General features: G+C 27.3%; 9 protein-coding genes and 1 pseudogene. 4 read left to right on the top strand and 6 right to left on the bottom strand.

Annotated elements, in window-relative coordinates; genetic code table 11:
• The 4 genes and pseudogenes from Q0J69_RS13870 to Q0J69_RS13855 all read right to left on the bottom strand — a co-directional run.
• Positions 1-674, bottom strand: a pseudogene (locus Q0J69_RS13870) (hypothetical protein); the annotation flags it as partial.
• A gap of 107 nt (positions 675-781) precedes the next feature.
• Complete coding sequence (locus Q0J69_RS13865) at positions 782-1,204, bottom strand: F0F1 ATP synthase subunit epsilon (protein ID WP_297208507.1); 423 nt, start codon at positions 1,202-1,204, stop codon at positions 782-784.
• Positions 1,205-1,221: 17 nt separating this feature from the next.
• Complete coding sequence (locus Q0J69_RS13860; protein WP_297208506.1) at positions 1,222-1,527, bottom strand: hypothetical protein; 306 nt, start codon at positions 1,525-1,527, stop codon at positions 1,222-1,224.
• A gap of 2 nt (positions 1,528-1,529) precedes the next feature.
• Positions 1,530-1,943 carry a thioesterase family protein gene (locus Q0J69_RS13855; protein ID WP_297208504.1) on the bottom strand — a complete coding sequence of 138 codons (414 nt, stop codon included), beginning with the start codon at positions 1,941-1,943 and terminating at the stop codon, positions 1,530-1,532.
• Positions 1,944-2,556: 613 nt separating this feature from the next.
• On the opposite strand from Q0J69_RS13855, the gene coaD reads away from it, so the two are divergent.
• Positions 2,557-3,042, top strand: a complete 486-nt coding sequence (gene coaD / locus Q0J69_RS13850; protein ID WP_297208503.1) for a pantetheine-phosphate adenylyltransferase — start codon at positions 2,557-2,559, stop codon at positions 3,040-3,042.
• Positions 3,043-3,052: 10 nt separating this feature from the next.
• Entirely contained in the window at positions 3,053-4,363 is a 1,311-nt protein-coding gene (gene miaB, locus Q0J69_RS13845) for a tRNA (N6-isopentenyl adenosine(37)-C2)-methylthiotransferase MiaB (RefSeq protein WP_297208501.1), read from the top strand.
• Here the strand turns inward: miaB and Q0J69_RS13840 are convergent.
• Positions 4,355-4,894 carry a hypothetical protein gene (locus tag Q0J69_RS13840; RefSeq protein WP_297208500.1) on the bottom strand — a complete coding sequence of 180 codons (540 nt, stop codon included), beginning with the start codon at positions 4,892-4,894 and terminating at the stop codon, positions 4,355-4,357. The genes miaB and Q0J69_RS13840 overlap by 9 nt on opposite strands.
• 244 nt (positions 4,895-5,138) lie before the next feature.
• On the opposite strand from Q0J69_RS13840, the gene mfd reads away from it, so the two are divergent.
• On the top strand, positions 5,139-8,798 hold the full coding sequence (mfd, locus tag Q0J69_RS13835) for a transcription-repair coupling factor (RefSeq protein WP_297208499.1): 3,660 nt from the start codon (positions 5,139-5,141) through the stop codon (positions 8,796-8,798).
• A gap of 142 nt (positions 8,799-8,940) precedes the next feature.
• Here mfd and ispG read toward each other — a convergent pair whose 3' ends face one another.
• Complete coding sequence (ispG, locus tag Q0J69_RS13830; protein WP_297208497.1) at positions 8,941-10,008, bottom strand: flavodoxin-dependent (E)-4-hydroxy-3-methylbut-2-enyl-diphosphate synthase; 1,068 nt, start codon at positions 10,006-10,008, stop codon at positions 8,941-8,943.
• Between the two features lie 199 nt (positions 10,009-10,207).
• On the opposite strand from ispG, the gene Q0J69_RS13825 reads away from it, so the two are divergent.
• Positions 10,208-12,211 carry a UvrD-helicase domain-containing protein gene (locus Q0J69_RS13825; protein ID WP_297208495.1) on the top strand — a complete coding sequence of 668 codons (2,004 nt, stop codon included), beginning with the start codon at positions 10,208-10,210 and terminating at the stop codon, positions 12,209-12,211.
• The last annotated feature ends 299 nt before the right edge of the window (positions 12,212-12,510 follow it).

Genomic DNA, 12,510 nt, shown 5'->3' with positions numbered 1-12,510 from the left:
TCGTCTTCTGTAGTATCTAAATCTTCTGGTAAATCTAAATTATCTGTATCTACTGATACTTTCTCGTCTTCTGTAGTATCTAAATCTTCTGGTAAATCTAGATCATCTGTATCTACTGATACTTTTTCGTCTTCTGTAGTATCTAAATCTTCTGGTAAATCTAGATCATCTGTATTCACTGATACTTTTTCGTCTTCTGTAGTATCTAAATCTTCTGGTAAATCTAAATTATCTGTATCTACTGATACTTTTTCGTCTTCTGTAGTATCTAAATCTTCTGGTAAATCTAAATTATCTGTATCTACTGATACTTTCTCATCTTCTGTAGTATCTAAATCTTTTGGTAAATCTAGATTATCATCAGTACCTAAATCTTCAGGCAATCCTAGATCATCCAAATCTAAATCATCTGCTTTATCATCCCCTAAATCAGGTAATTCTAAATCATCATCTGAATTCTTATCATCATTAGTATCTGCATCATCTAAACTATCCAAATCATCAATAGACGGCAAATCATTATCCTCTGCAGGCATAGAATTAGCCATGTGTTCATCTGTAAAAACTGACTTAAAACGATCATAGTCGCTTTGTGATATTTCTTCAGGTAAATCTTTATTACCTATTAAAAAGGCAATACTTCCTAATCTTTCTAAATCTTCTATTTTAGGCATATTCAATCATCTAATGTAAATTTTTTTAGTTAACATATTAAATTATATTAATAATTAAAAAATATGTCAACTAAATTATCGGATAATACCAAAATTACAATAGCATATTATTTAGAAGAAATTTCTATTTGTTTCTTTAATTTTTTTATTTGTTCATTATTTCTTCTTGATTCCTCTTCATTGATAACCATCTGTTTTGATAATTTTTCTATCTTTTCTTTATTAAGCATAACATCTATATCTTTAGGATATAAAGCAGATTCAACCAATATTCCTATAACATTCTGCATTACTTCAGCTATACCGTCTTCAACATACATATTAATAAGTTTATCGTCTTCTGTATATATTCTAAGCTCTCCGTAGCTTATTCTAACAATATATGGACAATGATCCAAATATACTGAAACATATCCGTCATAAGAAGGTATTTCCACATGATCTATACGCATGGATCTAAGAATAGGACCGTTTCTAGTAATTACAGAACAAGTTAATGCTTTTTGATTCTTTTTAGTAACTGTAGCCATTATTAATACTCGCAAAATTAAATTATAGTCTTATATTTTAAGATAAAAATAATAAATATCAATGATAATATAAATAAAATAAGCAAAATAAAAGAGATTAAAAAAAGGAATTTTACAACTACTTTCAATGAATTCAATTCTGAATATACATTCTCTAATTCTCTATTGATTTTTAAATCCACTCTATCCATTATTTCCTTCTCTCTTTCATCTATCTTACTGTATATTTTTTTAGCTCTATTTTCCATTGCAGTATTCTTTACCAAATCTCCAACCATATTAGCCGAAGAGAGAACAGTTAATATAACATTAATCCAACTCATAATTAAACACCTTTAGACATTATTTCATATAAATGTTCATCTGGTTTTACTATCTGCCCCATTCTATTTACAAAAGGATGCAGTGTATACCCTGTACTATATAATATTTTCTCATTTTCTTTACTTCTTATCTCATATTTTAATTTTAATGATACATTTTTTAGTTTTTCTACCCTTGTATGCACAACTATAATATCATCATACTTTATAGAAACTTTATAATCAACAAAAGCCTCTTTTACAGGAAGCAATACATTATATTTATTTTCCATATCCTTATATGAAATTCCAAGTTCACGTAATAACTCTGTTCTTCCTATCTCAAAATATCTAAGATAATTAGAATGATATACTACCCCCATTTGATCTGTATCAGCATATATTACTCTTATTTCTGTTTTATTAACATGAGCCATAAATAAACTCCTAATTTCAAATTATAATAAATAATTATAACATATAATAGAAAATATCAAATATTATTTTTTACAACTTAATATATTTTTATTTATATTACAAATACTACAATATGAATTAATACAGTGTTAATTATATCAGTGTTTTATTATATAATTAAAAATTTAAATTAAAATATTAAAAATAAAAAATCTATTACACTTGCCCGCCCTTTAGATTTTGATACTTTATTTTATAATGTGTATTTACTATGTTTTAATTGCGTACAAATGAAAGGCACACCCACCCAAACGTTATTAAATTTAAAGCATAATCACCGCATGTGAAATTAAATTCTTATTTTTTGATAAAATAAAAAAGTAAAAATATTTATGTTAATGGGTTTCTTCTACATGCGAAATTGTTCTTGTATTAATTTTTACTCTGGAAAAATATGAAAAGCGTATATTAAGGCTATTTTTAAATAATAATTTTAAAACCACTATAAATATTTATCAATTTACTTTTGAAATAATTTTATCTATACAAAACAGATATAAAAAATATATATAAACAATCAAAAATAATGCTTTTATATTGATATTATATAAATTTTGTATATAATGTTTCATTATGAAAAATGGAAAAGTAATATTCCCGGGAACATTTGATCCTTTTACCTTAGGACATTTAGATGTGCTTTACAGATTGGCAGATATATTTGAAAAAGTATATATATCTGTGGCCGTTAATCTAGAGAAATCTCCTACTTTTACTGTGGAAGAAAGAAAAAATATGATAAAAAAAGTCATAGGAGAAAATGAAGCAATAGAAATCGTATCTATATCAGGTCTTGTTACAAATTATATGAAAGAAAATAATATAAAAGTACTGGCTAGAGGAATTAGAGATAGTGAAGATTTATATTATGAACTTAAAATGGCTAGAATGAATAAACTTTTATATCCTGAAATGGATACTATATTTTTACATACATCTGAAAATTATGCTTATGTAAGTTCATCTTTAATAAAAGAGGTATTAAAATTCAATGGTCCTATAGACGGTCTTGTACCAGAAATATTAATAGATGAAATAAAATCAAAATTTATAAAATAAAGAATATAATATGAAAAATTTTTACCTAGAAAATTACGGATGCCAAATGAATAAGGCAGACTCAAATAGTTTAATAAACTCTTTAATGCAGGAAGGATTCATACAGACAGAAAACCATGAAAATGCTGATAATATAATAATTAATACATGCAGTGTAAGGGCACATGCTGAAGAAAGGGTATTTTCAAGAGTTAAATTATTCAATGCAAATAGAAAAAAGAATAAAAAAGATACTAAAATAATCATCATGGGATGCATGGCTCAAACTTCAAGAGAACATCTTGAAAATCTTGGGGCTGATAAGATATTTGATGTATATAATGAAGTTAATATTATAGATTATTTAAAAGATGAAGAGGTATTTGTAAGAAAGTTTAATGATAATTATGTATTCAATAAATCTTATGTAGATGAGGATAAACCGCATAAAGCATTTATACCAATATCTCATGGATGTAACAATTGGTGTACTTACTGTATAGTGCCTCATACACGCGGTAAAATGGTAAGCAGAAAATCTTCCGAAATAATAGAAGAATTAAAAAGACTTATAGATGACGGAGCTAAAGAAATAACATTATTAGGGCAAAATGTCAATTCTTATGGGCTTGATATTGATAATGAAATTAATTTTACAGAATTACTATACAAATTAGACAAAGTTGTTGATGAAAAATCTAAAAATAAAGTATGGATAAGATTTCTAACTTCTCATCCTAAAGATTTTGATAAAGATTTAGCTGATGCTATATGGAATCTAAATAGCTTATGCAAGCATATACATTTGCCTTTTCAAAGCGGTTCCGACAGAATATTAAATTTAATGAACAGAAAATACACAAAAGAAGAATATATAAAAAAAGTATCATATTTAAGAGCTTATGCAGATGATTTCCCAATTTCAACAGATATAATAGTTGGCTATGCTGATGAAACAGAGGAAGAATATAATGAAACATTAGAATTGCTTGAAAGTATTGGCTTTGAAGAGGCTTATCTTTATAAATATTCAGAAAGAGAAGGCTCTATCGCTTATAAAAAGAAAGTACAATATGATAAAACAGCTGGTGCAAAAAGGCTTACTAATCTTGTAAATTATCAAAGAGAATTGGCTCAGAAATTATTATCAAAACAGGTTGGAAATAAAACTTCTGTAATGGTAGATGATACAGCAAAAGATAATATGCATTATTTATGCAGAAGCAAGGAAAACAGAATAATACTTGTAAAAAAAGAAAGAGAACTTAATATGGGTGATATTTTTGATGCCGAAGTTACAGAGATAAAAAGTCATACATTGATAGGCAAACTATTATCTTAATGCTCCGAACTCTATTGTATTATACAAATTAACTTCTTCGATATTTGGTATGGGATATTCAGACATATCTTTACCCTCGCGTAAAGTTGAATATATAGTTAGATTATTCTTTTTCCAATCTGCCAACCTATCATTATATTCTTTTGTATATCCTGAAGTCATTTTAATCTTATCATTTGAAATAACAAACCCTACGAACATATTAACATTGCTTTCCGATATTTCTGATAAACCTCTTATATCATTAGCAACATAATCCAAAGGCATTTTCTCATAATAGTATGCATTAGTTTCGCTTTCGGCATATACAAACACACCTTTTCCTCTAACCATTCCGCTTATTTTATATTCAACATTGCCTTTTTCATCAAATGTATAAAGATAACCGTTAGGAGCTATAACTTTTTTACCGCTCACTTTTTTTATCCATAAATCATTATAATTAGTATTATTTTCAGATACAGTTTTTACATTAGAAACACATGAGTTTATTAAGAACAATAAAATGAATACTATATATAATCTAAACATATAAATCACCATATCCAAATAAAAATATTATGTATATATTCTCGGAATTAAATATGATAAATTGATATTATGAATATAATTTCAATTTATAAAATATAAAATTCAGTTATAATAAATTAAATCAAAAAATAAACTATAAACTTTAAATTATATTGTTTTATAATCTATTGCTTTTTAATAAAATTTTATTTATTATATAAAAATATGTAAAATCATTTTAAATTCTAAAATTAATAAAGTTAATATGAAACAGAATAATAATATAAATGAAATACTATCATATAGATTTCTAAAAAGCGAAGAATATAAATCTTTTGATATAGATAGTACAAAAAGTATAACTGGTCTTAAAGGCGGAAGCGATGCATTATTTTTTGCTGCAGTTTTTATTGATAAAAATAAATCAATTCTTATAATAAAAGAAAATGAAAGCGAAGCTATGTTGCTTAGCCAGTCTTTAAATTTTTATAATATACCTAATTATTATTTTCCAGATTATGATACAGTTCCATTTACAAAAATGTCTCCTATTACAGATATAGCACAGGAGAGAATAAATATTTTATATAAATTAATAAATAAAGAAAAATGCATAGTAATAGCAACTATAAACTCCATAACTAGAAAAATAGCCAACAGAGAGGATTTAAAAGAACTTTATATACCTATAAAAGTGCATGATAAATTAGATTTGGAAAATTTAAGACTGGCATTATATGATTTAGGATATGTTATAGAAAGAGAAGTATCAGAAAAAGGCACTGCATCCGTTAGAGGAAGCATCATAGATATATTTTCTGTAGAATATGATAATCCTATAAGAATAGAAATGTTTGATGATGAGGTTGAAAGCATAAGGCTATTTAATATAGAAGACGGAAGATCATTTAAAAATATAAATGATATTATAATATATCCTGTAAGAGAAGTTGTATATGAGGATTCAGAAGTAGAAGAGTTTATTAAAAATAATAATATAGAAGATGAGCTTAAAGATAATATAATCAAAAGAAAATATTTTGCAGGAAGCGAAAATTTACTTCCTATGTTTTATTCTAATCTAGAAACTATATTCGACTACTTTAATGATGATTATATATTTATAGATGATGCTTTAAAATTAAAAAGCAAATTGATAAATATATTAGACAGCATAAGAGAAAACTTTAATGATATAGATAATATATTTACCATAATAGGAGAAGCTGAAAAATTATATATAGATAATAATTATTTTTCTGATATTATAAAAAAGTCAATTAATATTTCTCCTTTTATAACAGACAGCCAAATTTATAGATTCAGTTTCAATGAAGGAGTATCATTCAAATCAAGATTAACTGATTTTTTGGATTATGTAAAAGAATACAGAGAAAAAGATTATTTAATAATTCTATCTACAGGGCATTATGATCAGGCTAATAGGTTTTATAAGATAATGCATGATTTAAAACCTAAAATCATAATTCCAGAGGATGCCTCTGATAATAATTATAATAATGATAATGAAGAAGGCAGCAATATAGATATTTTAAAAGATGATGAAAAAATAGATTTTTCTAATAATGAAAATGATTTTTATATTATAACAACTCAAGCCTCTTCTGGTTTCATAAAGGATGATATAAAGACAATATTCATAGCAGACTGGGAAGTATTCGGAAGAAAAAGAAAAAAGGTACGTAAAATACCTAAAGTAAATAAAAACTTAATAGAAACATTTGTTGATTTGAATGTAGGAGATTATGCAGTTCATGTCAATTACGGAATAGGCAAATATTTAGGATTAACAAGAAAATTATCAAACGGCAAAGAAAAAGATTATCTTACATTAGAGTACGCCAAAGGAGATAAATTATATATACCAGTTGAGCAGATGAACTTTGTACAGAAATATATATCAGGTCATGGAGAAGCTCCTAAATTAACATTGCTTGGAGGAAGTGCTTGGGATAGGATAAAAAGCAAGGCAAGAGAGGATGCATTAGCTACTGCAAGAGAATTAATAAAATTATACGCCATAAGGTCTAATATTCAAGGAAATGTTTACGGAGCTGATACTCAGTGGCAGGATGATTTTGAAGCTTCATTTAATTATGAAGAAACTGTTGATCAATTAAGGGCTATAAACGATATAAAAGAAGATATGGAAAGCGGCAAAATGATGGACAGACTTGTATGCGGAGATGTAGGATTCGGGAAAACAGAAGTAGCATTCAGAGCGGTATTTAAAGCTATAATGGCTGGAAAACAATGTGCAATACTATGCCCTACTACAATACTTTCTCAGCAGCACTATAATAATGCCAAAAAAAGATTTGAAGATTTCCCTATAAGAATAGAAGTTCTTAATAGATTTGTAAGTACTAAACAGGCTAAAAGAAATAAAGAATTATTAAAAAACGGTTCATGTGATTTAATAGTAGGAACTCACATGCTTTTATCAAAAGATATAGAATTTAAAAATTTAGGCTTAATAGTTATAGATGAAGAACAGCGTTTCGGAGTTAAGCATAAAGAAGAATTAAAAAAATTAAGATTAGAAACTGATGTTCTTACGCTTTCAGCCACCCCTATACCTAGAACTTTAAATATGGCTTTAACTGGAATAAGAGATATAAGCATTATAGAAACACCTCCTTTAAATAGAATACCAGTAAAAACTTTTGTAACAGAATTTTCAGAGGAAGCCGTTACAAATGCAATAGAGAGAGAGTTAAAAAGAAACGGACAAGTATTCTATCTTTACAATAGAATAGAAACAATAGAATCATTTGCCCTTATGATAAAGAAACTATGCCCCAAAGCAAAAATATGCGTAGCACATGGAAGAATGTCTGGAAATCAATTAGAAAAAATTATGAATGACTTTATCAATCATAAATACGATATTTTAGTATCAACAACTATAATAGAAAACGGAATAGACATACCTAATGCCAATACTATATTAATAGATAATGCAAATAAATTAGGACTTTCAGAGCTTTATCAATTAAGAGGACGTGTAGGAAGAAGCGACAGAGAGGCCTATGCTTATATGTTCTATCCTAGCGATTTGGCATTAACGGAAGTAGCATATAAAAGACTTGAAGCCATATCAGAACATACGGATTTAGGGGCTGGATTTAAAATTGCTATGCGTGATTTGGAAATAAGAGGAGCAGGCAATATATTAGGAAAAGAACAGTCTGGAATGATATATCAGGTTGGATACGAGCTTTATACTCAAATGCTTGAAGAGGCTACAAATGAATATAAAGGTGAAATTAAAGAAGTTACATTCGATACTGTTATAGATTTAAAGCATGATTTATTTATACCTGATAATTATATTTCTGACATAAAAGAAAAAATATCGGCATATAAACTTATAATGCGTTCCCAAAGCAATGATGATATCGATTATGCTAAAGATTATATGATTGATAAATACGGCAAACTTCCAAAGGAATTAGAAGATATTTTTGATATTGCAAGACTTAAAGTATTACTGAAAAAAATAAGAGTATTATCTGTAATAGAAGGACAATATAATATATATATAAAACTAGATAAATATTCAAAAATAGATACTAATAAACTTATAACTCTTATAAATACAAAAAATTCGGGTGTATATTTTGATAAAGATAATCTCAATCAATTAATAATACCTGTTATAAATGAAAAAGAAAATGATCTTGCATGGAAAATAGAAAAAATAAAAAATACCATATTAGAAATAGAATCTGATAAAATAGAAGAAATAAAAGGTTCAATAAAAGATGAAGCTAATAATGATGAAAATACTATAAGTCTTGCTGAGGCAAATATAAAAAATAATAAAACCAATAAAAAAAGAATATCTATTAAAAAAACTAAAGCACCTAAACTTATAAAAATAAATAAAAATAAAAAATAAAGCGTCGGGGTTTGTTAAATATTAAAAAATTTTATTTACATACCCCGCCCTTTAAATTTCTTTATTTTTATTTTAAATTTCTATCTTTATTATTTTTCTGCTTAATTAATAAAAGCACACCCGCCCAAGCGTATATTAATAATTAAAATTCTTCTATTTTTTTGGTAAGAAAATTAATAATATTATCTTTTGCTACTTTTATAGGTTCATTCTCTTTTTCAAAGAATATAAAATTTCCGTCCCCAGTTCCAGCAACTCCAAAATCAGCATGCCTAGCCTCTCCAGGTCCATTAACTACGCATCCCATAATAGCTATAGTTATATTCTTTTTTATGTTCTGCACATGCTTTTCTATAAAACTTGCAACTTCTTCAACATTAACCTGACATCTTCCGCAAGTAGGACATGATATTATTTCTATAGAAGGCTCATTTCTAATACCTAAAAATTTAAGAAGCATTTTGCCAGCCATAACCTCTTCTACAGGGTCCCCAGTTATAGAATATCTTATAGTATCGCCTATTCCCTGCATTATTAAATATGATAAAGCACTTGTACTTTTTATTAATGAGCTTCTTAATGTTCCTGCCTCTGTTACGCCTAAATGTATAGGATAATCAAATTTCTCTCTGAATAATACATTGGCATCTATTGTCGTTTTTATGTCGGAAGATTTTAAAGATACTTTGATATTTGTAAAATCTAAATCTTCCATAAGCTTTATATGCTCAGCAGCACTTTTCACCATGTTTTCAGGCGTTACTTCTTTATATATACTTCTATCTAAACTTCCTCCATTTACTCCAACACGTATTGTAAGATTTCTATTTTTTGCCTCTTTTATAACTTCTTTTACTTTTTCTTTATCTTTTATATTACCTGGGTTTAATCTTAAAGAATCAATACCGCTTTCCATACTCTCCAAAGCTAAACGGTAATCAAAATGTATATCCGCTATTAAAGGAACTTTAGTCTGTTTTTTTATTTCTTTTATAGCCTTTGCCGCATCCATATCCAAAACAGCAAGCCTCACTATATCAACGCCTGCATCTTCAAGAGATTTAATTTGCTCTGCTGTTGATTTTATATCTCTAGTGTCCGTATTCGTCATAGACTGTATGCTTATGGGATTATTTCCTCCTATAAGTATATTTCCTATCTTTACAGTTTTTACTTTTTTTCTTATATCATTAATATTATCTATATTCATTTAGTTTCCTTATTAAGTTTGCTTTTAATTTAAGAATGTTTTAATTATAGTATCATTTTAAAATATTTTTGCAAATAGATTTTAAGTTTTTATATATTGTTTTTTACAATCATATTATTGTATTTTATTTTAATAAAAATTTTACATTATTTCAATATAATATATAATAACTCTTCAAAATGAGAGGAAATTACAAATTATGGCATTAATGTTAAACGATGAACAAAGACAGGCAGTAGAACATATAGACGGCCCATTGCTTGCATTGGCAGGGGCTGGAAGCGGAAAGACTAGAGTTATTACTGAGAGAATAGCATATTTAATAAAACACGGAGTTTTGCCTAGTCAGATACTTGCTGTTACATTTACAAATAAAGCAGCTGCAGAAATGCGTGAACGTATAACAAAATTATTAAAGGAAAAGCCTAAACAATTAGTAGTAAGTACATTTCACTCATTCTGCGTAAGGGTATTAAAAGGCGATATTGAAAAATTAGGATACAAAAATAATTTCAGCATATATTCTTCATCCGACAGCAGAACACTTATAAGAAATATTTTAAAAGAATTAAAAATAAATGTGCTTAACTATGATGAAAATTTATTTGCTTGGTATATAGACAGATATAAAAATAATTTGATGAAGCCTTATGATGTAGAGCCGCATGATGATTTAGAAAAAATAGCGAAGAGAGTATATGAAGTTTATCAGAATTATTTAAAAGGTTATAATGCTGTTGATTTTAACGATCTTATTAACCTTACAATAGATTTATATATAGAGTTTCCAGAAGTTCTTAATAAATATCAGGAAAGATTCAGATATATTATGGTAGATGAATATCAAGACACAAATTTTGCTCAGTATAAACTTACTACTCTCTTAGCATCAAAATATAGAAATATTGCAGTAGTTGGGGATGATGATCAGAGTATATATGCATTTAGAGGTGCTGATGTATCGAATATACTTTCCTTTGAAAATGAATACCCAGATGCTAAAATAGTAACTCTTACAAAAAATTACAGAAGTACTAAAGCCATACTTGAAGCAGCTCATTCTGTAATAAGCAATAATACCCAAAGAAAAGATAAACAGGTTGTAGCGGAAGGAGAAGAAGGAATACCTCCAGTAATAATGCCTTGCGAAGATGAAAGAGAAGAGGCTCAGTTTGTGGCGGATTCTATTATTAATTATTCTATAAGCAAAAGATTAAATTATGAAGATTTTGCTGTACTTTTTAGAATGAATGCTCAGTCAAGACTTTTTGAAGAGGCTTTCAGACTTAGAGGACTTCCTTATACTGTTGTCGGAGCTTTTCAATTTTATGAACGTAAAGAGATTAAAGATATACTTGCATATCTTAATTTGTTTGTTAATCCTGAAGATGAAGTTTCTCTTCTTAGAGTTATAAATATACCTAAAAGAGGAATAGGAGCTGTTGCTATAAATAATCTTAATGAAACAAGTATAAAAAATGGAGTTTCATTATATCAGACTTTGCTTAATTATGAGAGTATGGAAGATATTTCCCCAAAAGCTAAAGCAGGAATAAAAGATTTTCTTGAGATTATAGAGCATTATCATAATTTATTTACCGTTGATAAAAATGATATTGAACGTCCAAAGTTATACGAAAACATAAATAAGTTTTTGGATGTTATAGCATATCATAATGAGGTTCTTAATTCTAGCGATACAAAAGAACAGGGTGCTAAAAAAATGGAGAATGTTGAATCTCTTATGAACGGCATACTAGAATATGAGAAGTCCAATAAAAATGCTACTTTAAAAAATTATTTAGACAGAATACTTCTTATGAGCATAGAAGAGCAGAATGATGAAGAGGACAGAAAAAAAGGCATTATGCTTATGAGTATACATGCTGCTAAAGGGCTTGAGTTTCCTTATGTTTATATATGCGGTATGGAGGACGGTATTATGCCTCATCAAAAAAGTTTGGATGAAAATGGTTTGGAAGAGGAAAGACGTCTTTGCTATGTTGCAATGACTAGGGCTAAAAAACATTTAACTCTCACCTACTGCAGAAGCAGAACCAAAATGGGAAGAAAAGTAGAATGTACTCCTTCTGTATTTTTAGAAGAAATGAGTGAAAATCTTCCTGAAGAGATGTCTATGAATGAAGAGGAGTTTTTCTCAAATCTAAAAGCATCTTTAAAACCAGATAATAAACAGAATTGATACGCATCAAAATATTTTTAATTTTTTCTATTTTATTTTTTTAAATTTAAAAAAGACAATAAAAAAACGATTATAAAATTTTTGATGTTATTTATTTAATAAGATGATAAAAAAGAGAGAGCCATAAAAAACTCTCTCTTTTTAATTAAGATATATATATACAATTAGTCGTCAAATTTCTGTCCCATTAATTGCCCATTAGCAGTTATAAATAGCTCCATAAAGTTATTTAATTTAACTTTGTAATTACCCCATTCTTTTTCTGCATCTATTACTACAGCCTGAGGATAAGTATTTTT

This window comes from uncultured Brachyspira sp., assembly GCF_944388875.1.
Taxonomy (GTDB): Bacteria; Spirochaetota; Brachyspiria; order Brachyspirales; family Brachyspiraceae; genus Brachyspira.
This window is presented reverse-complemented; position numbering and strand designations above follow the sequence as displayed.